Here is an 18,630-nt window from a genome sequence, read left to right as displayed (position 1 = left end):
TTATTCGGCTTGCGGCGCGCGCTGGAAGCCGAAGGTGGGCGGTACGCTGGCATAGGCCAGCGGCTGCACGGCAATCTCTTTGCCGTCATGCAATAACATCAAGTTGCCCTGCCCCTTTTCCAGCCAAGCCAGCAGGGCCTCGTCGCCGGCCGCCTGTCCGTCGACGCGCAGCGATGGCAGCACGTGCGCCATGTCGCGGTCGTCGACCTGCGCCACGATATGATCGTTGCGCAAGATCAGCGCGCCGTTGTCGCACAGATACGCCGCCTCGATGGCCGCCAGCGGCGCGCCCGTCTGCAAGACAAAACCGTGCTGCGGATCGCTGCGGGCGATGTACGGCGTCGCTTCCAGGTTCACGTACACGCGCTGCGGGCCATTCTGGAAAAACCAGCAGCCCCGGTCGTCATGGTCGTAATTGCGGTTGATAAATCCCAGCAGCGCTGCATGAGCGATCTTGTCGCCGGGCAGTTGTTGCTGTTGCGCCTGCTGGTCGCGCATGCGCCAGTGGCCGCGCGCGTCCAGGCCCAGCCAGCCGTAGCAGTGGGGCACGTTCGGCCATTTGGCCAGCGCCTGTTTGACGAGTTCATCCATGTGGTGCGTTTTCCATGTGAGTGCGTGCCCCGCCAGCCTGACAGCTTTGCGGGGAAGAGGGCGCCGTGTTGCCGCCTTCAAAAAAATGGATCAGGCGCTGCGGCAGCCAGCGTGTGCTTCCCGGCAACTTGCCAGCGGCAAAGCCGACATGGCCGCCGTGGCGCGGATATTCGAGCGTGACCTGCGGCGCGGCGCTGCGCGGCAGGAAGCGCCCGGGCAGGAAAGGGTCGTTCTGGGCATTGAGCACCAGGGTCGGCACGGTGATGTCCTGCAAGACGTGCTTGGCGCTGGCGCGGTGCCAGTAATCGTCGGCGTCGCGGTAGCCGTGCAGCGGCGCCGTGACGACATTGTCGAAGGCGTGCAAGTCGCGCGCGGCCAGCATGGCATCGCGCGCAAACAGGCCGGGAAATTGTTCCAGCTTGGCCAGGCACTTGGGTTTGAGTGTGTTCAAAAACATGCGCGTGTAGAGCCGGTTGGCGCCGCGTGACAATGCCTTGCCCCCTTGCGCCAGGTCCAGCGGCGCGGACACGGCCGCGGCCGCATCGATGAAATCGGCCTGGTGCTGCGACTGGCCCAGCCAGCACAGCAAGGCGTTGCCGCCCAGCGACACGCCGGCCGCGTAAAACTTGCCCGTGGCACGAGGACGCAGCTGGCGCAGTACCCAGTCGACTTCCTGCGCATCGCCTGAATGGTAGAAGCGCGGCGCCAGGTTGGCTTCGCCCGAGCAGCCGCGAAAATGCGGCACGGCGCCCGACCAGCCGCGCGCCGCCACTTCGCTCATCAGGGCGCGCGCGTAATGGCTGTTCGACGAGCCTTCCAGGCCGTGGAACAGCACCACAAAGGGCTGGCCCGGCTGGCCGTCGACCAGGTCGACGTCGACGAAGTCGCCATCGGGCGCTTGCCAGCGTTCGCGGCGGAAGGCCACGGCCGGCTTGGCGAGGCACACGGCGGGATAAATCGTCTGCGCATGGCCGCCAGGCAGCCACAGCGGGGCGGTATAGGAAAGAAGCAAGGACATCAGTGCAAGATCTGCGTTCCCGTGGCGTCGGCCGGCGCGCCGCCGGGGGCGACGGAGGCGTGGTGCAGCACGATGCGCCAGCCGCGCGGCGTCTTGACGTACACATTTGTCGCCAGCAGATGCGCCGGGCCGCCTTCTTCGGCGGTGATGCCTTCGATCACCGTGTGCACCGAGCTCATCAAATTGTGCGTTTCATGCAGCTGCGCCGGTACGATGTGCAGGCCGCCGGCCGTCAAAATGGTTTCCCACGAGGCGCGGATGGCGGCATGGCCGATCAGGCGTGCGCCGCCCGGGTGGATGCAGACGATTTCTTCATCGTCGGCCCATAGCGCCATCAGCGCTTCGAGGTCGGCGCGGTGCAAGGCATCGTAGAAAGCCGCTTCGACTTCGGCGGCGCTGCCATTGAGTTCTTTCAGACGTTTCATGACGACTCCTGGCTGGTACAAATAAAAACGGCGCGCTGGGGGCGCGCCGCTGGGCAGTTTAGTGATGGCCGGCGCTGGCGCCTTCCTTCAGGGTATACGCCGTGCCGCAGTAGGGGCACTTGGCGATACCGTCTTTGTTGAATTCCAGAAACACGCGCGGATGCGACGACCACAGCGGCATGGCCGGGTTAGGGCAGTGGGCTGGCAAGTCTTTACCGTCGAGTTCGACCGCTGGCTGGGTGGTTTTTGTCATCTTGTCATGCTCCGTGAGGCTGTATGGAAGGAAGTCGGCTGCTGCCAAAAGCACGATTTTAACGGATTCAGGCAGACAGCAAAAATCATGGCTAAAATGGCGGCTCGATCATCTGCGGCTGCGGCGCGGTTTTTTTGCGGAAAGATGGCAGCTGCAGCGCCACACTGACTGGATTTGCCTTGCCGGTATCACCGTTGCCGCCCTTGTCGCCATGCACCATTGTTGTGCAGTTACCACACTCCGCCTGCCGGAGGGGCGCATGAACACCCGCGTGAACGCCGTCCCGGCCGCCAGCGACGACGCCTTGCTGAAAGACGCCTGGCGCGCCGGCCTGAACCTGGGCGCGCCGACCCTGCTGGGCATCGCCGCCTGGGGCATGGTGGTGGGCGTGGCCATGGTGAAAAGCGGTCTGACGGTAGCGCAGGCGGGGGCGATGACCCTGTTCGTGTTTGCCGGCTCGGCCCAGCTCGCCTCCCTGCCGCTACTGGCCGCGCAGGCGCCCGTGTGGGTGATCTTCGCCACGGCGCTCGTCGTCAATTTGCGTTTTGTCATCTTTTCCGTGCTGCTGGCCCCGCATTTTTCCCATCTGCCGTGGCGCCAGCGCTTTGCGCTCGGCTATGTGGCGGGCGACATCACGGTGGGCCTGTTCCTGCAGCGCTACCCCCATGAAACGCCGGACCCGGCAAAGCTGCCCTTCCTCAAGGGACTGATTTACCCCAACTGGCTGGCCTGGCAAATCGGTTCCTTCATCGGCATCGTGCTGGGCGCCGTCGTGCCGGCCGAATGGGGGCTGGGTTTTGCCGGCACCCTGGCGATCCTGTGCGTGACGGTGCCGCTGATCCTCAGCCGCGCCGCCCTGTGCGGCGTGCTGGTGGCGGGCACGGTGGCCGTGCTGGCGTTTGGCTTGCCATACAAGCTGGGCTTGCTGGTGGCCGTCGTGGTGGGCATGGTCAGCGCCATGGCCGTGGAAGAATTGACCGAGAAATGGAACAAACGCCATGTTTGACGGCATCGATTGGGGCAGGGCCGATGTGTGGATCGCCATCGCCGTGCTGGTGGTGGCCACGGCCGCTACGCGCAGCACCTTCTGGCTGGTCGGCCACCACATCACCATTCCGCGCCGCGTGGGCGAGATGCTGCGCTATGCGCCGGCCTGCGCGCTGGCGGCCATCATCGCGCCCGACATGCTGATGGAGGGGCAGCAAGTGTACTTAGAATTGTCGAATTTGAAACTCTTGTCGGGTATTGCCGCCACGCTCTTTTTCGTGATTCGCCGCAATATGCTGCAAACCATCGTGTTTGGCATGCTGGTTTTCACGGGCTTGCGACTGTTGCATGTTTTTCAGTAAAGCAGGACAAATCGGGGATTTGGTCTGGTCATTGCGGTAAAATAGCGCACTTCCTTCCACTCGTCATCTGGATCGCCATGTCAGCTGTTCTCAACTTCATCCGTCTGCAAGATTTGATCGCCCGAAATGCACTGCAAGGCAAGCGCGTGTTTATCCGCGCCGACCTGAATGTCCCGCAAGATGACAGTGGCAAGATCACTGAAGATACGCGCATCCGCGCTTCGGTGCCGGCCATCCGCGCCGCGCTCGACGCTGGCGCCGCCGTCATGGTGACTTCGCACCTGGGCCGTCCGACGGAAGGCGAGTTCAAGCCTGCCGACAGCCTGGCGCCCGTGGCCGCCCGCTTGTCCGAGTTGCTGGGCCAGGAAGTGGCACTGAAACAAAACTGGATCGATGGCGCCGGCCTGGAAAACCTGGCCGCCGGCCAAGTCGTCCTGCTGGAAAACGTGCGCGTCAACAAGGGCGAAAAGAAAAACAGCGATGAACTGGCGCAAAAAATGGCCAAGCTGTGCGATATCTATGTGAACGATGCGTTCGGCACGGCCCACCGCGCCGAAGCGTCCACGCACGGCATCGCCAAGTTCGCCCCTGTCGCCTGCGCCGGCCCGCTGCTGGCCGCCGAACTCGATGCGCTGGGCAAAGCCTTGCACGCGCCAGCCCGTCCATTGCTGGCCATCGTTGCCGGTTCGAAAGTATCGAGCAAGCTGACCATTTTGAAAGCCCTGTCTGACAAGGTCGATAATCTGATCGTTGGCGGCGGCATTGCCAACACCTTCATGAAAGCTGTTGGCTTGAACGTCGGCAAGTCGCTGGTGGAAGCGGAACTCGTCGAAGAAGCCAAGGCCATCATCGAGATCATGGCCAAGCGCGGCGCGCAAGTGCCGATTCCCGTCGATGTCGTGTGTGCCAAGGAGTTTTCGCCTGCGGCCGCCGCTACCGTCAAGGACGTGGCCGACGTGGCGGACGACGACATGATCCTCGATATCGGCCCGAAAACAGCGGCCCTGCTGGCGCAGCAGATCGCCGCTGCCGGTACCATCGTGTGGAACGGCCCGGTCGGCGTGTTTGAATTCGACCAGTTCGGTCACGGCACCAAGACCCTGGCGCTGGCCATTGCCGAATCGAAAGCGTTCTCGATTGCCGGTGGTGGCGACACCCTGGCGGCGATTGCCAAATACGACATTACCGATAAAATCAGCTATATCTCGACGGGCGGCGGCGCTTTCCTGGAATTCCTGGAAGGCAAGACTTTGCCAGCAGTTGAGATACTGATGCAACGCGCAGGCTGATCCAGCCTGACTGTAGTGCCACCAAGCGCAGCCTGATCGCTGCGCTTTTACCTTGCCGGCTGCTGTCTCAAACCGGCCTTGCTCACCTTCGCTCGCGCACAAGGACTCCTATGCCACGTGGTACAAAAATCGTAGCAACAATCGGCCCCGCCTCCACGGACTTCGATATCCTGGTCAAAATGATACGTGCGGGCGTCGATGTGGTGCGCTTGAATTTTTCCCACGGCAAGGCGCAAGACCATATCGACCGCGCCGCGCTGGTACGCCTGGCGGCAGCTGAATGCGGCCGCGAAGTGGCCATCATGGCCGACATGCAAGGTCCGAAAATTCGTGTCGGCAAGTTTGAAAACACGCGCATTCAGCTCGAAGCGGGCGAGCGCTTCATCCTCGACGCCAAGTGGGGCGAAAACGGCGAACTGGGCAACCAGGAGCGGGTCGGCCTCGACTACAAGGCCTTGCCGCGCGACTTGCACAAGGGCGACGTGCTGCTGCTGAACGATGGCCTCATCGTGCTGATCGTCGAGCGCATCCACGGCAGCGAAATCCACACCACCGTCAAGATCGGCGGCGAGTTGTCGAACAACAAGGGCATCAACCGCCAGGGTGGCGGCCTGTCCGCGCCCGCGCTGACGGCCAAGGATATGGAAGACATCAAGACGGCCATGAGTTTCCAGGCCGACTATCTGGCCATTTCCTTCCCGAAATGCGCGACCGACATGGAAATGGCGCGCCAGCTGGCCAATATCGCGGGCGAAGCGTACCACCACAAGCCGATGATGATCGCCAAGATCGAACGCGCCGAAGCCATTCCTGCCCTGCAGGAAATTCTCGATGCGTCCGACGGCATCATGGTGGCGCGCGGCGACCTGGCCGTCGAGGTGGGCAATGCGGCCGTGCCGGCCTTGCAGAAACGCATGATCAAGATGGCGCGCGCGTCGAACAAACTGGCCATAACTGCCACGCAGATGATGGAATCGATGATCGTCAACGCCGTGCCCACGCGCGCCGAAGTGTCCGACGTGGCCAATGCCGTGCTCGACGGCACGGATGCCGTCATGACGTCAGCCGAAACGGCCTCGGGCAAGTACCCGATCGAGACGGTGGAAATGATGGCCGCCATCTGCGTCGAAGCGGAACAGTCCGAATACAACAAGCTCGATGCCGACTTCCTCAACGTCACGTTTACCCGCATCGACCAGTCGATCGCGTATGGCGCGCTGTTCACGGCCCACCATTTGCGCGTGAAAGCCATCGTGGCGCTGACGGAATCCGGTTCCACCGCCTTGTGGATGAGCCGCCACAGCATCGACACGCCGATCTACGCGCTCACGCCCAGCGTGACCACTTTGCGCAAAGCCGCGCTGTACCGCAATGTTCGGGCGTATCATCTGATGCAGAACGCCCCCAGCGCGCAAGTGCTGAAGCAGGCGGAAGAGCTGCTGGTGGCGCAGGGCATCGTCAAGAAGGGGGACATGATCGTCGTCACCTGGGGCGAGCCGATGGGGCAGGTGGGCGGTACCAACGCCCTGAAGATTGTCACAGTCGGCGAATTCGATTAAACGTAAAAATTCAGGCGCCAGCGCGGCAGTTAGCCGCGAAGCGCTGCAACGGTTTCTATTGTTATCTGGAGTATTACCATGTCTCTCGTATCCATGCGTCAACTGCTGGACCATGCCGCCGAAAACGGTTATGGCATTCCTGCTTTCAACGTCAATAACCTGGAGCAAGTGCAAGCCATCATGGCTGCCGCCGATGCGCTCAACAGCCCGGTGATCATGCAAGCGTCCGCTGGCGCGCGCAAGTACGCCGGTGAAGCCTTCCTGCGCCACCTGATCGACGCCGCCGTCGAAGCGTATCCGCACATTCCCGTCGTCATGCACCAGGATCACGGCCAGTCGCCGGCCGTCTGCATGGCCGCCATCCGCTCGGGTTTTACTTCCGTGATGATGGACGGTTCGCTGGAAGCGGACGGCAAGTCGGTCGCTTCCTACGAATACAATGTGGAAGTGTCGCGTGAAGTGGTGAAATTCTCGCACGCCATCGGCGTGACGGTGGAAGCGGAACTGGGCGTGCTCGGTTCGCTGGAAACCATGAAGGGCGACAAGGAAGACGGCCACGGCGCCGACGGTACCATGACGCGCGAGCAACTGCTGACGGACGTGGCGCAAGCGGCCGACTTCGTGCAGCGCACCCAGTGCGACGCCCTGGCGATCGCCATCGGCACCTCGCACGGCGCGTATAAATTCACGCGCAAGCCGACGGGCGACATCCTGGCCATCGACCGCATCAAGGAAATCCACGCGCGCATCCCGAACACCCATCTGGTGATGCACGGTTCTTCGTCGGTACCGCAGGAATTGCTGGCCATCATCCGCGAATTCGGCGGCGACATGAAGGAAACCTACGGCGTGCCAGTCGAAGAAATTCAGGAAGGCATCCGTCACGGCGTGCGCAAGATCAACATCGACACCGATATCCGCCTGGCGATGACGGCCGCGATCCGCAAGTACCTGTTTGAAAACCCGTCGAAATTCGACCCGCGCGACTTCCTCAAGCCAGCCCGCACCGCCGCCGAGCAAATCGTGCGTGCGCGCATGCAGGCTTTCGGCTGCGAAGGCCAGGCGTCGAAAATCAAGGTCATCACGATGGAAAAAATGGCCGAGCGCTACAAGGCCGGCGAGCTGTCGCAAATTGTGAAGTAAAATTCTGTCTGGAACGGGCCGGAAGCTGCATCTCCGTGCCCGATTTTCTCGACCGGCGGGCGCCTTCCCTGCCTGCCGGTTTCGTTTCATCCAACTATTCCCCCCGCTATGAACAGCCTCTATCAGACTTCCATCCACTCCCTGCCATTGCTGGGCCACGGCAAGGTCCGCGACAATTACGCCGTCGGCGACGACAAGATCCTGATCGTCACCACGGACCGCCTGTCGGCCTTCGATGTCGTCATGAACGAGCCTATCCCCGGCAAGGGCAAGGTCCTGAACCAGATGAGCGACTTCTGGTTCGAGAAACTGGGCCATATCGTGCCGAATCACCTGACCGGCGTGGCGCCGGAATCGGTGGTGGCGCCCGATGAAGTGGAGCAGGTCAAGGGCCGCGCCGTCGTGGCCAAGCGCTTGAAACCCATCATGGTCGAGGCGGTCGTGCGCGGCTACATCATCGGTTCGGGCTGGAAAGACTATCAAGAGACAGGCAGCATCTGCGGCATCGCGTTGCCAGCCGGCCTGCAACAGGCGGAAAAGCTGCCGCAACCGATTTTTACACCGGCGGCCAAGGCCGAGCTGGGCGAGCATGACGAAAACATCAGCTTTGCTGAAATGGAAGAGCGCATCGGCGCGGAACTGGCTGCCAAGATGCGCGACGTCGCCATCGCCCTGTACAAGGCTGCTGCCGAGTACGCCGCCACGCGTGGCATCATCATCGCCGACACCAAGTTCGAATTCGGCCTGGACGACAATGGCGTCATGCATTTGATGGATGAAGTGCTGACGGCCGACTCGTCGCGCTTCTGGCCTGCCGATTCCTACCAGCCTGGCATCTCGCCACCGTCGTTCGACAAGCAATTCGTGCGCGACTACCTGGAAACACTGACTTGGGGCAAGACCGCACCGGCGCCTGCGCTGCCGGCCGACGTCATCGAAAAAACCCAGGCCAAGTACTTTGAAGCCATCGAACGCCTGACGGGCGAGAAGCTGAAGGCCTGAGATGAGTGAGCACAAGTTGAACCCCAAGCCGCTGGTCGGCGTCATCATGGGCTCGTCCTCGGACTGGGAAGTGATGCAGAACGCGGTTGCCATCCTGAAACAGTTTGGCGTGCCGTACGAAGCGCAAGTCATTTCCGCGCACCGCATGCCCGACGAGATGTATGCGTACGCGAAAAGCGCGCGCGCGCGCGGCTTGCGCGCCATCATCGCCGGCGCCGGCGGCGCCGCCCACCTGCCTGGCATGGTGGCGGCGATGACCATCGTGCCCGTGCTGGGCGTGCCCGTGCCGTCGAAATACTTGCGCGGCGAAGATTCCATGCTGTCGATTTTGCAAATGCCCAAGGGCGTGCCGGTGGCCACCTTCGCCATCGGCGAAGCGGGTGCGGCGAATGCGGCGCTGACGGCGGTGGCGATGCTTGCCGCCAATGACGACGCCCTGGCCGACCAGCTCGAAGCCTTCCGTACCACGCAAACGGCCGCCGCCAAGGCCATGGTCTTGCCTGAATAATGTGTTTGAAAAATAATGAATAGTAAATCGACTTCCCCCTTGCTGCCCGCCGCCAACCCACCGGCGTGGCTGGGCGTGATGGGCGGCGGCCAGCTCGGCCGCATGTTTGCCCAGGCCGCCCAGAGCATGGGCTATCAGGTGGCTGTACTGGAACCGTCGGACGCCTGCCCTGCGGGGCAGGTGGCGCAGCGCCTGGTCAATGCCGGCTACAACGATGCAGCCGGGCTCGACGCCCTGGCGGCGCAATGCCTGGCCGTCACCACGGAATTTGAAAACGTGCCGGCCGACAGCCTGTCGCGCCTGGCCGAACGCGTGTTTGTTGCCCCCAACGCCCACGGCGTGTCGGTGGCGCAAGACCGCATCGCGGAAAAACGTTTCTTCGTCGCTTGCGCCTCGACATCCGGCGTGCTGCCGGCGCCGCATACGGTCATCGCCACGCAGCTGGATATTGATGCCATCGCCGACGACTTGCTGCCTGGCATTTTGAAAACCGTGCGCATGGGCTATGACGGCAAGGGCCAGTTCCGTGTGCGCACGCGCGAAGACGTGCGTGCTGCCTTTGCCGAAATGGGCGAAGTAACTTGCCTGTTGGAAAAGATGCTGCCGCTGGCGTATGAAGTGTCGGTGCTGACGGCGCGCGGCGTGGACGGCGAATCGGTCGTGTATCCGATCGCCGAAAACGTGCACCGCGACGGCGTGCTCTTTACCACCACCGTGCCGGGCCCGAACGTGTCCGACGACTGCGCCGCCAGGGCGCAGCGCGCGGCGCAAGCGATGGTTGCCGAGCTTGGTTATGTCGGCGTGCTGTGCATCGAATTTTTCGTTCTTGACGATGGCAGCCTGGTAGTCAATGAAATGGCGCCGCGTCCGCACAACAGCGGCCACTACACGATGGATGCCTGCGTCACCAGCCAGTTCGCGCAGCAGGTGCGGGCCATGGCGCGCTTGCCGCTGGGCGACGTGCGCCAGCATTCGCCGGCCGTGATGCTCAACATCCTCGGCGACGCCTGGTTTGCTGACGGCAGCGATGCCGCCTGCGAACCGGCCTGGGACCAGGTGCTGGCGCTGCCGGGCGCCTGCCTGCATCTGTATGGCAAGGACGATCCGCGCCGTGGCCGCAAGATGGGCCACCTGACCTTCATCGCGGCCACCTTGCCAGAGGCGCAGCAGCGCCTGCGCGACGCTTGCCTGATCCTGGGAATCGCGCCGTGAGCCTGCCCGCACAAGACCTGGCGGCCGCCGCCGCCGTGCTGGAAGCGGGCGGCCTCGTCGCTTTCCCGACGGAAACCGTGTATGGCCTGGGCGCCGATGCGGAAAACCCGGCCGCCGTGGCGCGCATCTACGAAGCCAAGGGCCGTCCCTCGGACCACCCCGTGATCGTGCACGTGGCACCCGGTGCCGACCTGGGACACTGGTCCGATGATATTCCCGCCGAGGCGCAGCAATTGGTGGCCGCCTTCTGGCCCGGCCCGCTGACCCTGATCGTCAAGCGCGCCGCGCATATTCCCGACGCCGTTTCCGGCGGCCAGGACACGGTGGGCCTGCGCTGCCCGTCGCATCCGGTGGCTATCGCATTGCTGCGCACCTTCAAGGGTGGCAAGGGCGGCCTGGCGGCGCCGTCGGCGAACAAATTTGGCAACGTCAGCCCCACCACGGCGCAGCATGTGCGCGATGAATTCGCGGCGGAACTGGACAGCGGCTTGCTGGGCCAGGTCCTCGATGGCGGCCAGAGCGAGGTCGGTATCGAGTCGACCATCGTCGACCTGTCGCGCCTGGCCACGCACGGTCCCGTGCTGTTGCGTCCCGGCCATATCAGCAGCGAACAGATCGCCGCCGTGATTGGCCGCGCACCGGCCGTGGCGGACGCGGCCGCGCCGCGCGCCTCGGGCACGCTGGAATCGCACTACGCACCGCACACGCCTGTTGCGATGCAGCACAGCGACGACGTGTGCGCCACCTTGAACCGCCTGCTCAACGACGGGCGCCGCGTGGCCCTGATCCATTACTCGGACTTGCCACCGGCCAGCGCCAGCGTGCGCCTGGCGGCCAACCCGGAAAACTATGCACACGCGCTGTATGCCTCGCTGCGCACGATGGACCAGGTCGGCGCCGAGCTGATACTCGTCGAAGCACCGCCCACCGGCCCCGCGTGGTTGGGCGTGAATGACCGTTTGCGGCGCGCCGCCTTCGGCTCAAGTGGTATCTTGCAGCAGTTTCTATCCGCATCATAAAAAGCCCCGCAAGGGGCTTTTTCTTGATGCAGCGCAATAGCGATGCTTGCCCCGAAACATCTTATATCCTCCATAATTCATGCGATCGCCCGCTCGTGACAGGGCGCCGGTGGTGTTGTTATTTCGTTGATTTTTAAAACATATTTTCTATACAAGCCCGAGGAACGATGGCATATTAGTTGGGTAGCGAATAGCACGCCCGTTCGTTTAGAAACCAGAAAAAAGACCGAGGAGACAAAATGCATCAAACAAAATTCGCGCTGGCCGTGCTGGCTGCGGCTGTCCTGGCAGGTTGCGGCGGCGCCAGTGGCGGTGATCAAACCTTGAAAGTCAAATACACGGCGCAGGTGTCGTTCGGCGACAGCCTGTCCGATGTCGGTTCGTATGCCGTCGGCACGGTGGCGGCGAAAGGTGGCGGCAAGTTCACCATCAATGGCGACAATACCAAGATCAATCCTGAACTGACGGGCAAGAACTGGACCGAGCACCTGGCCGCGCAATTCAGCCTGGCCGCGCCATGCGCCGCCGAGACTGGCCTGGAAGGCAATGCCTTGAAGGGCTTGGCCGTGCCGCGCGTCAAGCATGCTGGTTGCTACGGCTACGCCATGGGCGGCTCGCGCGTGACCAATCCTGTCGGCCCGAACAACAAGTTGACCGGCAGCGAGCTGGGCGCCCTGACCGTGCCCGTGGTGACGCAGATCGCGAACCACCTGGCCGTGTCCGGCGGCAAGTTCAGCGGCACGGAAGCCGTGTTCGTGATGGCGGGCGGTAATGACGTGCTGTATCAGCTGGGCGTATTGCAGGCGGGGGCGGCGGCTGCTGGCAAGGCGGCTGGCGCCACCGCTGGCGCGAAGGCCTTTGCCACCAACCTGATCACCGTCTTGGTGGCCAGCTCGACCAATCCCGTCACGGCGGCGCAAGCCATCGGCGCGGCGGTAGCGACCGCCAGTGCGGCGCCAGGCGCCACATCGACATCGATCGTGCAGGCCGCTATCCCCGTCGCTGCCACTCAGCCGGGTAATTCCGCAGTGGGTAGCCCTGCCGTGTATGGCCCGCTGGTGGCCAAGGCACAAGCCGATGCGACGGTGACGGGCAATGCTGCCGGCGCCAAGGCCGGTGCCGATTACGCTGCGGCCCAGGGTCCGTTGCTGGTTGCCTCGATGAAACAAGCTGGTACCGAACTGGTAGCGCTGGTCAAGGACCAGATCATTGCCAAGGGTGCCAACTATGTCATCGTCAACAACCTGCCGGACGTGGCTGGTACGCCATCGGGCCTGAGCAAGGATGCCAACACCAAGGCGCTCATCAATGCCATGGTCGGCGCCTTCAATGGCGAACTGAGCGGCGGCTTGAACGGCAATGCGAAAGTCTTGCTGGTCGACGTGTTTGCCGTCAGCCATGACCAGGGCGCCAACCCTGGCCCGTATGGCTTGACCAATGTCAGCGAGACGGCATGCGACCTGAGCGCACCAGGCAATATCCTGAGCAGCTCGCTGGTGTGCAATGGCACGAACCTGAAAGCGGGCGACGTCAGCCACTACTCGTATGCCGACGATGTGCACCCTACGCCTTTCAATAACCTGTTGCTGGCCCGCTACGTGGCCAAGGATATGGTCGTGCGGGGCTGGCTGTAAGGGATGGCCGTACCGGCTGTGCCTGGGAGGCGCGGCCGGTACCGGCAGCGACAAGACTCGATAGCGGAACACTCCGCATATACTGAATCAGGAGACAAGATGAAGAATCATTTGAATACCGCCGTGCGCGTACTGGCCGCAGTTGCCGCGATGACCGTGGCGACGGGCGCCTCGGCGCAAAGCGCCGGCACCTGGATGGCCAAGGTTGGCCTCAACAAGATCACGCCGCACGTGGACAGTGGCGACATTTCCGCACCGGCACTGCCGGGCACGAAAGCCGACGTCAAGGCCGATACCAAGCCCATCCTGACCTTTGCCTACATGATCACGGACAATATTTCTGCTGAAATGATCCTGGGCGTGCCGTACAAGCACGACCTGATGGGCGACGGCTCGATCAAGGGCACGGGCAAACTGGGGACGGCCGAAGCCTTGCCGCCAACGGCCTTCGTCCAGTATCGTTTCTTCCAGCCCAATGCGATGATCCGCCCTTACGTGGGCGCTGGCTTGACGTATGCCTATTTCCAGAAAGAAAAAGGCTCGGGTCAGATGACGGCCTTGCTCGATCCGGGTGGAAAACCAGTCACCTACCGCATGGACAACAAGCTGACGGGCAGCCTGGTGGTCGGCAGCACCCTGGCCATCAACGAGCGCTGGTTTGCTGACGTGGCCGTGGTCAAGACCTACCTGAAAACCAAGGCGAAATTCTCGACGGGGCAGACGCAGGACATCAAGCTCGATCCGGTTGCCGTGAGTATCAGCATCGGGTACAACTTTACGCTGTAAAACAAAAAATCCGCCTCGGCGGATTTTTTTTGGCCCGCTCAGGCTGGCGGTGTATTGAACTTTCCATTGTGGAAGATCAAGGGCGGCTGCGCGGCAAATGCGCATTGTTCCACTTCGCCCACGAAAATGACGTGGTCGCCTTCCGGATAGCGGCTGCGGTTATGGCATTCGAACCACGCCGACGCGCCTTTCAGGATGGGCTGGCCCGTGCGCGACAATTCGTATTCGACGTCGTCGAAGGGATTCGGCGTGCGGCGCGCGAAGCGCTGCGCCAGTTCCGCCTGCTCGGCGCCCAGCACATTGATGACGTAATGCGAGTTGCCGCTGAAGATGGGCATGCTGTTCGCCACGGAACCGAGGCTCCACAGCACCAGGGGCGGCGACAGCGAGACGGAATTGAAGGAACTGGCCGTCAAACCGCGGAAACTGCCGTCGGCCAGGCGCGTGGTGATGACCGTCACGCCGGTGGCAAACTGCGACAATGCCTGACGGAAATGTGTCGTATCAAATTCTTGCGCTGGCGCGCGGGGGGAGCGTGTGTTCATGGTTGACCTGTCTATTTGCTGACATTATGCCAAAAATCGGCCGCGCCAGCGCAATCGTGGCTGGCATGCCTCTTATGTGCGGTGCACCACGCGCCGTTTCAAGCGGCACTGCAGGCCATGGCGCTTTGCGCTACAGTAATGAAATGATACGTCGAACAGGCGTTGCGGGAGGACATCATGCATCAACAGATGGAAGTGGCGGTATTCGGCGGCGGCTGTTTCTGGTGCCACGCTGCCGTGTACGCGGAAGTGCGCGGCGTGACGCGCGTCGAGCCCGGCTACACGGGCGGCAGCGTGCCCGACCCCACGTATGAACAGGTGTGCACGGGCGATACGGGCCACGCGGAAGTGGTGCGCCTGGAATTCGATCCCGCCGTCATCGCTTACCACGACTTGCTGGAAATCTTTTTCACGCTGCACGACCCCACCACACCGAACCGGCAGGGCAACGATGTCGGCACGCAATTTCGCTCCGTCATCTATTACCAGTCGGCCGAACAGGAAAGCGTGGCGCGCAAGGTGCTGGCCGAGATGGCCGGCGTGTGGGATGCGCCCATCGTCACGCAACTGGCGCCGGCGCAAGTGTTTTACCCGGCCGAGGACTACCACCAGAATTATGTCGCGCGGCATCCCTTGCAGGGCTATTGCGCGCTGGTCGTCGCGCCCAAGGTGGAGAAATTCCGTGCCATGTATGCGGGGCGTCTGAAGTGAGGCAGTCCCCGGCGCCGCGCGCGCCTGTCAGGGCGTGAGGGCCGGCGCGGGTCTGGCATCGTGCGCATACATGTAGTTGCGCGACCAGGGCAGGGTGGCGGAGCGCCGGCCTGCCTTCACGCAGACGATCTGGTACAGGCTGATCAAATCTTGCTCGAAGGCATAGGCGCAGCCGGCCAGGTAGACGTGCCAGATGCGGAAGCGCCGCTCGCCCGCGAGCGGACGAATTTGCTCGGCATGGGCTTCGAAATTCTCCGTCCACAGGGCGCAGGTGCGCGCATAGTGGCGCCGCAGGTTTTCCACGTCGAGCACTTCCAGTCCCCCTTGCTGCATGGTTTTCAGTACATTGCCGATGTGCGCCAGTTCGCCGTGCGGAAACACATATTTTTCGATGAATTCGCCGCCGCCATATGGCGTTTCGCCATTCTCCGGGTCGGTCGAGGTGATGCCGTGGTTCATCGCCATGCCGTCCGGCGCCAGTAGCTTGTGGATAATGGAAAAGTAGTCGGGCAAGTGCTTCAACCCCACATGCTCGAACATGCCCACGCTGGTGATGCGGTCGAACTGGCCCGTGACGTCACGGTAGTCTTGCAGGCGGATCTCGATCAGGTGTGAGAGTCCGGCCGCCGCCACGCGCTGGCGCGCCAGCGCATACTGGTTTTCCGACAGGGTCACGCCCACGCAGCGGGCGCCATATTGCTGCGCGGCACGGATGACGAGCGCGCCCCAGCCGCAGCCGATGTCGAGCAGGGTCTGGCCCGGCTGCAACTGGATTTTCTTCAGGATATGGTCGATCTTCTTGACTTGCGCCTGCGCCAGCGTTTCATCACCATGTTCGAAATAGGCACAGGAATACACGAGAGCGGGGTCGAGAAACTGTTCATAAAACGCGTTCGACACATCGTAGTGGTAGCGGATGGCTTCCGCATCTTTGCGCTTGTCGTGCGTAAAGCTGCGCACGATGCGGGCCAGCTTGCCTTCCGGCTTCAAGGTATTGCGGGCCAGGGCATTGCAGATGGCAATCATGTCCATCGCCGTGCCCTTGACCTCGATATTGCCTTCCACGTAGGCCGAGCCCAGATTGGCCAGCGAGGGGTTCAGCAGATAGCGGGCCGAGGCGACAGTCGGCAGGCGGATTGTGACTCTGGGCGCTTCGCTGGACAGGTCGACATGCTGGCCGTTCCACAATTCGATGCGCAGCGGCAGGGCGGTCTTGCTGCGGATGCCGGCGATCCAGGACTTGAGTTGGTTTTGTACAAACAAAATGGCCTCCAATGCAGCGACCCCAGCTGGGGCCGCAAATTGAGAAACAATGTCATTTAGTAACTTCTACCCTCATAGCCTACACCTATATTGACCAGCTTGCTTTGCGCCGCCTTGACCAGCTTGCTCAGGGTTGCAAGCGTTGCATGCTCCATTGCCCGTCAGCACCGCGCGTAAACACGATGCGGTCGTGGAAGCGCGAACGGCGTCCCTGCCAGAATTCGATGCGCTCCGGCTGCAGACGGTAGCCGCCCCAGTGGGCCGGGCGCGGCGGCTGGGCGTCGCCGAGGGCGGCGGCCACGGCCTCGTAATGGCTTTCCAGCATGGCCCGGCTTTCGATGGGCGCGCTTTGCTGCGAGGCAATCGCCGACAAGCGGCTTTGCAGGGGGCGCATATTGAAATACTCGTCGCTCTCGGCCGCCGTGGTTTTTACCACCGTGCCTTCGATGCGCACTTGCCGCTCCAGCTCGCGCCAGAAGAACAGCAGGGCGGCGTTGGGATTGTGCTCGAGCTGCTGGCCCTTGTCGCTGTGGTAATTCGTGTACCAGGTAAAGCCCCGCTCGTCGAACTGCTTGATCAGCACGATGCGCGAGCTGGGCTTGCCATCAGGAGTGACGGTGGACAAGTCCATCGCGTTCGGCTCCATCACCTGGGCCTTGACGGCTTCGGCAAACCATTTCTGGAACATGGCGATGGGATCTGCCAGCACATCCGTCTCGCTCAGGCTCGATTGCACGTAATCGGTGCGCATGGCTGCCAGCGCGGCGGCCGCGTCCGGCACTGCAGGCGCTTCCGGCGCATCGGGCGCGATGCCGCGGCGGCGCTGCATGGCCGTGCCCAGCTGCTCCATCTGCTGCGCGCTGAACAGGCGCTTGGCCATCGGCGCCAGCTGACCCTCTTCCTTGGCCATGTGGGCCTGGTAGGCGGCGACATAGTCGCGCACGCCATCGTGCGACAGCTGCGAGTCCGTACCGGCGGCAATGGCATCCAGTTCCGGGCGCAGGGTCAGCCAGGCCTGGTCCATGCGCTGGTGGTCGGCCAGGATGTCCGGCACCAGGGTGGCCAGCAGGGCTGCGTCCTCGCCCGTGGCCGTCACCTGCAGCATGGGCATCAGGTCTTGCTCTTCATCATCATGGTGCAGATGGGCGGCTTTATTGAAATACTGCAACACCGCCTTGGCCGCCTGCTGCGCTTCCGGCGTGTTGCCGTTCTGTCCCAGGTGGCCCAGCAGATTTTGCAGGGTCGTCAGCTGCTTGCGGATCTTGTCGTGGCAATGCTTGAGCACGGCGATGGGCTGGTCAAAGCCGGGAACGGAGTCGAACAGGGGAGAGGTCATGGCGAGTTCTCGTGGTGGGCGGTGTGGGGGCGCGGCGACAATGCGGCTTGTCGCTGTGTCAATTCGGCTATTTTAGAATATCTGCCAGCGCAGTGTCCGTTAAAATGGCGCCATGCATACCTCCACCAATGAACTAATTTCCATGGACTTGACCGAGATCGATTTTGAACGGCGTTTCGGCGGCATTGCCCGCCTGTACGGCGCCCCCGCGTTGCAACGCTTCCGCGCCGCCCATGTGTGTGTGATCGGCGTGGGCGGCGTCGGTTCCTGGATCGTCGAAGCGCTGGCGCGCAGCGCCATCGGCCGCCTGACCCTGATCGACCTCGATAATGTTGCCGAATCGAACATCAATCGCCAGATCCAGGCCATGAGCGACACCATCGGCAAGGCCAAGATCACGGCCCTGGCCGAACGTATCGAGCTGATCAACCCCTTGTGCCAGGTCACGCAGATCGAGGATTTTATTGCCCCCGATAACCTGGAACAGTTGCTGGGCGGGCGCGATTTCGACTATCTGGTCGACGCCATCGACAATGCCAAGGCCAAGGCGGCCGTGATCGCGTATTGCCGCGCGCGCAACATTCCCATGCTGACCATCGGCAGCGCGGGCGGGCAGACGGACCCGACCCTGATCGCCGTGCGCGATTTGTCGAAAACGGAACAGGAACCGCTGCTCAAGCGTGTACGCAAACTGTTGCGTACCGAATATGGTTTCCCCCGTGGCGTGAAAAACAAATTCAATGTCGACGCCGTGTTTTCCATGGAACCGCTGAGCACGCCCGAGAGCGCCGAAGCATGCGCCATCGATGGCAGCGCGCCGGCCGGCGTCACGGGCCTGAACTGTGCCGGTTTCGGTTCCAGCGTGGTGGTGACGGCCAGCTTCGGCATGGTGGCGGCCGCCCATGCGCTGAAAAGCTTGCGCCAGCCTGGTGCCTCGGCCTTGCCGGACCTCTAAGTCCATTCCGGCAGCGGGCGTGGAAAGTGTAA

20 protein-coding genes are annotated in these 18,630 nt (G+C 62.7%); 13 read left to right on the top strand and 7 right to left on the bottom strand.

Features of this window, described 5'->3' with window-relative positions; genetic code table 11:
- From C8C92_RS25995 to C8C92_RS25980, 4 genes are read right to left on the bottom strand one after another with little or no spacing between them, the layout of a single operon-like run.
- Positions 1-591, bottom strand: a complete 591-nt coding sequence (locus tag C8C92_RS25995) for a DUF2946 family protein (protein ID WP_116745677.1) — start codon at positions 589-591, stop codon at positions 1-3.
- On the bottom strand, positions 584-1,609 hold the full coding sequence (locus C8C92_RS25990) for an alpha/beta fold hydrolase (RefSeq protein ID WP_099761998.1): 1,026 nt from the start codon (positions 1,607-1,609) through the stop codon (positions 584-586). Before C8C92_RS25990 ends, C8C92_RS25995 begins: the two co-directional genes overlap by 8 nt.
- Complete coding sequence (locus C8C92_RS25985) at positions 1,609-2,034, bottom strand: nuclear transport factor 2 family protein (RefSeq protein ID WP_116745676.1); 426 nt, start codon at positions 2,032-2,034, stop codon at positions 1,609-1,611. Before C8C92_RS25985 ends, C8C92_RS25990 begins: the two co-directional genes overlap by 1 nt.
- A 58-nt stretch (positions 2,035-2,092) precedes the next feature.
- Positions 2,093-2,287, bottom strand: a complete 195-nt coding sequence (locus tag C8C92_RS25980) for a zinc-finger domain-containing protein (RefSeq protein ID WP_070220739.1) — start codon at positions 2,285-2,287, stop codon at positions 2,093-2,095.
- Between the two features lie 259 nt (positions 2,288-2,546).
- Between C8C92_RS25980 and C8C92_RS25975 the strand changes: the two genes are divergently transcribed.
- From C8C92_RS25975 to C8C92_RS25925, 11 genes are all read left to right on the top strand, one after another.
- Complete coding sequence (locus C8C92_RS25975; RefSeq protein WP_116745675.1) at positions 2,547-3,293, top strand: AzlC family ABC transporter permease; 747 nt, start codon at positions 2,547-2,549, stop codon at positions 3,291-3,293.
- Positions 3,286-3,636: an AzlD domain-containing protein gene (locus tag C8C92_RS25970; protein WP_116745674.1), complete on the top strand. Its 351-nt coding sequence runs from the start codon at positions 3,286-3,288 to the stop codon at positions 3,634-3,636. Before C8C92_RS25975 ends, C8C92_RS25970 begins: the two co-directional genes overlap by 8 nt.
- 77 nt (positions 3,637-3,713) lie before the next feature.
- Positions 3,714-4,925: a phosphoglycerate kinase gene (locus C8C92_RS25965; protein ID WP_099762001.1), complete on the top strand. Its 1,212-nt coding sequence runs from the start codon at positions 3,714-3,716 to the stop codon at positions 4,923-4,925.
- A gap of 110 nt (positions 4,926-5,035) precedes the next feature.
- The gene (gene pyk, locus C8C92_RS25960) at positions 5,036-6,484 is read left to right on the top strand and encodes a pyruvate kinase (protein ID WP_099762002.1); all 1,449 of its coding nucleotides are present in this window, start codon (positions 5,036-5,038) and stop codon (positions 6,482-6,484) included.
- A gap of 78 nt (positions 6,485-6,562) precedes the next feature.
- A complete protein-coding gene (gene fba / locus C8C92_RS25955) occupies positions 6,563-7,627 on the top strand; it encodes a class II fructose-bisphosphate aldolase (protein WP_010401625.1) in 1,065 nt (354 codons plus the stop codon).
- Positions 7,628-7,735: 108 nt separating this feature from the next.
- Positions 7,736-8,629, top strand: a complete 894-nt coding sequence (locus C8C92_RS25950; protein ID WP_099762003.1) for a phosphoribosylaminoimidazolesuccinocarboxamide synthase — start codon at positions 7,736-7,738, stop codon at positions 8,627-8,629.
- Position 8,630: 1 nt separating this feature from the next.
- Entirely contained in the window at positions 8,631-9,137 is a 507-nt protein-coding gene (purE, locus tag C8C92_RS25945; protein WP_099762004.1) for a 5-(carboxyamino)imidazole ribonucleotide mutase, read from the top strand.
- A 15-nt stretch (positions 9,138-9,152) separates the two neighbouring features.
- Positions 9,153-10,349 carry a 5-(carboxyamino)imidazole ribonucleotide synthase gene (locus C8C92_RS25940; RefSeq protein ID WP_116745673.1) on the top strand — a complete coding sequence of 399 codons (1,197 nt, stop codon included), beginning with the start codon at positions 9,153-9,155 and terminating at the stop codon, positions 10,347-10,349.
- Positions 10,346-11,368, top strand: coding sequence for an L-threonylcarbamoyladenylate synthase (locus tag C8C92_RS25935; protein WP_116745672.1), 1,023 nt, complete (start codon positions 10,346-10,348; stop codon positions 11,366-11,368). The genes C8C92_RS25940 and C8C92_RS25935 overlap by 4 nt, the downstream gene beginning before the upstream one ends.
- A 239-nt stretch (positions 11,369-11,607) precedes the next feature.
- Complete coding sequence (locus C8C92_RS25930; protein WP_116745671.1) at positions 11,608-13,002, top strand: SGNH/GDSL hydrolase family protein; 1,395 nt, start codon at positions 11,608-11,610, stop codon at positions 13,000-13,002.
- A gap of 99 nt (positions 13,003-13,101) precedes the next feature.
- The gene (locus tag C8C92_RS25925) at positions 13,102-13,788 is read left to right on the top strand and encodes an OmpW family outer membrane protein (protein WP_180287854.1); all 687 of its coding nucleotides are present in this window, start codon (positions 13,102-13,104) and stop codon (positions 13,786-13,788) included.
- A gap of 38 nt (positions 13,789-13,826) precedes the next feature.
- On the opposite strand, the gene C8C92_RS25920 is transcribed toward C8C92_RS25925, so the two are convergent.
- A complete protein-coding gene (locus C8C92_RS25920; RefSeq protein WP_096237985.1) occupies positions 13,827-14,333 on the bottom strand; it encodes a flavin reductase family protein in 507 nt (168 codons plus the stop codon).
- A gap of 177 nt (positions 14,334-14,510) precedes the next feature.
- Between C8C92_RS25920 and msrA the strand changes: the two genes are divergently transcribed.
- Entirely contained in the window at positions 14,511-15,044 is a 534-nt protein-coding gene (msrA, locus tag C8C92_RS25915; protein WP_243420362.1) for a peptide-methionine (S)-S-oxide reductase MsrA, read from the top strand.
- Positions 15,045-15,071: 27 nt separating this feature from the next.
- Here msrA and C8C92_RS25910 read toward each other — a convergent pair whose 3' ends face one another.
- Complete coding sequence (locus C8C92_RS25910; RefSeq protein WP_099764396.1) at positions 15,072-16,307, bottom strand: cyclopropane-fatty-acyl-phospholipid synthase family protein; 1,236 nt, start codon at positions 16,305-16,307, stop codon at positions 15,072-15,074.
- Positions 16,308-16,434: 127 nt separating this feature from the next.
- Positions 16,435-17,643, bottom strand: coding sequence for a pyridoxamine 5'-phosphate oxidase (pdxH, locus tag C8C92_RS25905; protein ID WP_116745670.1), 1,209 nt, complete (start codon positions 17,641-17,643; stop codon positions 16,435-16,437).
- 112 nt (positions 17,644-17,755) lie between these two features.
- Between pdxH and C8C92_RS25900 the strand changes: the two genes are divergently transcribed.
- Positions 17,756-18,598 carry a tRNA threonylcarbamoyladenosine dehydratase gene (locus C8C92_RS25900; RefSeq protein WP_243420361.1) on the top strand — a complete coding sequence of 281 codons (843 nt, stop codon included), beginning with the start codon at positions 17,756-17,758 and terminating at the stop codon, positions 18,596-18,598.
- Positions 18,599-18,630 lie beyond the last annotated feature (32 nt).

The organism is Janthinobacterium sp. 78 (assembly GCF_003096775.1).
Lineage (GTDB): Bacteria > Pseudomonadota > Gammaproteobacteria > Burkholderiales > Burkholderiaceae_D > Janthinobacterium > Janthinobacterium tructae.
This window is presented reverse-complemented; position numbering and strand designations above follow the sequence as displayed.

Bases quoted from the DNA above. Each gene is read 5' to 3' on its own strand.
- C8C92_RS25995 (WP_116745677.1), bottom strand. From the start codon at position 591: ATGGATGAACTCGTCAAACAGGCGCTGGCCAAATGGCCGAACGTGCCC.
- C8C92_RS25990 (WP_099761998.1), bottom strand. From the start codon at position 1,609: ATGTCCTTGCTTCTTTCCTATACCGCCCCGCTGTGGCTGCCTGGCGGC.
- C8C92_RS25985 (WP_116745676.1), bottom strand. From the start codon at position 2,034: ATGAAACGTCTGAAAGAACTCAATGGCAGCGCCGCCGAAGTCGAAGCG.
- C8C92_RS25980 (WP_070220739.1), bottom strand. From the start codon at position 2,287: ATGACAAAAACCACCCAGCCAGCGGTCGAACTCGACGGTAAAGACTTG.
- C8C92_RS25975 (WP_116745675.1), top strand. From the start codon at position 2,547: ATGAACACCCGCGTGAACGCCGTCCCGGCCGCCAGCGACGACGCCTTG.
- C8C92_RS25970 (WP_116745674.1), top strand. From the start codon at position 3,286: ATGTTTGACGGCATCGATTGGGGCAGGGCCGATGTGTGGATCGCCATC.
- C8C92_RS25965 (WP_099762001.1), top strand. From the start codon at position 3,714: ATGTCAGCTGTTCTCAACTTCATCCGTCTGCAAGATTTGATCGCCCGA.
- pyk (WP_099762002.1), top strand. From the start codon at position 5,036: ATGCCACGTGGTACAAAAATCGTAGCAACAATCGGCCCCGCCTCCACG.
- fba (WP_010401625.1), top strand. From the start codon at position 6,563: ATGTCTCTCGTATCCATGCGTCAACTGCTGGACCATGCCGCCGAAAAC.
- C8C92_RS25950 (WP_099762003.1), top strand. From the start codon at position 7,736: ATGAACAGCCTCTATCAGACTTCCATCCACTCCCTGCCATTGCTGGGC.
- purE (WP_099762004.1), top strand. From the start codon at position 8,631: ATGAGTGAGCACAAGTTGAACCCCAAGCCGCTGGTCGGCGTCATCATG.
- C8C92_RS25940 (WP_116745673.1), top strand. From the start codon at position 9,153: ATGAATAGTAAATCGACTTCCCCCTTGCTGCCCGCCGCCAACCCACCG.
- C8C92_RS25930 (WP_116745671.1), top strand. From the start codon at position 11,608: ATGCATCAAACAAAATTCGCGCTGGCCGTGCTGGCTGCGGCTGTCCTG.
- C8C92_RS25925 (WP_180287854.1), top strand. From the start codon at position 13,102: ATGAAGAATCATTTGAATACCGCCGTGCGCGTACTGGCCGCAGTTGCC.
- C8C92_RS25920 (WP_096237985.1), bottom strand. From the start codon at position 14,333: ATGAACACACGCTCCCCCCGCGCGCCAGCGCAAGAATTTGATACGACA.
- msrA (WP_243420362.1), top strand. From the start codon at position 14,511: ATGCATCAACAGATGGAAGTGGCGGTATTCGGCGGCGGCTGTTTCTGG.
- pdxH (WP_116745670.1), bottom strand. From the start codon at position 17,643: ATGACCTCTCCCCTGTTCGACTCCGTTCCCGGCTTTGACCAGCCCATC.
- C8C92_RS25900 (WP_243420361.1), top strand. From the start codon at position 17,756: ATGCATACCTCCACCAATGAACTAATTTCCATGGACTTGACCGAGATC.